The organism is Mesorhizobium sp. M2A.F.Ca.ET.067.02.1.1 (genome assembly GCF_004023285.1).
GTDB lineage: Bacteria > Pseudomonadota > Alphaproteobacteria > Rhizobiales > Rhizobiaceae > Mesorhizobium.
Genome location: NZ_RZSB01001398.1, coordinates 1 through 503, shown reverse-complemented (window position 1 = coordinate 503; position 503 = coordinate 1). Strand labels below are relative to the sequence as shown.

General features: G+C 61.8%; 1 protein-coding gene. It reads right to left on the bottom strand.

Features of this window, described 5'->3' with window-relative positions; genetic code table 11:
* Window positions 1–503: ThuA domain-containing protein (locus EOA28_RS38025; protein WP_128315958.1), on the bottom strand; the 503-nt coding region annotated here is incomplete at both ends.

Below are 503 nucleotides of genomic sequence, written 5' to 3'. Positions count from 1 at the left end.
CTGCGTGACCGAGCGACGAATAGAACACCCGCCCCTTGCCGTGCCTGCGCTTCCACACCACCGGCATGACGACGCCGTCGATCCACGGCGCGTGTGAACCGGAGAAAGTGGTGGTCGCCAGCACCTCGTTCGAAGGATCGACATGCATGTAATACTGCTCGGAGCGGTAGGGGAAATCCTCGATGCCTCGCATGATCGGGTCGTCGCCCCGCGTCACATTCACATGATAGTCGATGATGTTGCCGGGATGCGCGACCCATTGCCCACCGCACATGAACTGGTATTCGGGCGATTCGCGAAATGCGTCGGCCATGCCGCCATGGTACCCGCCAAGGCCGACGCCGTTTTCGACCGCTTTCGTCAGATTGGCTTCTTCCGCCTTGGTAAGCTTGGACATCGTGTAGATCGGCACGATCAGGCTGAGCTCGGCGATCGCCGGGTCGGCGAAGACCGCGGTCGTGTTCTCGACGCGCACGGCAAAGCCTTCCTCCTCGAGCATCGCC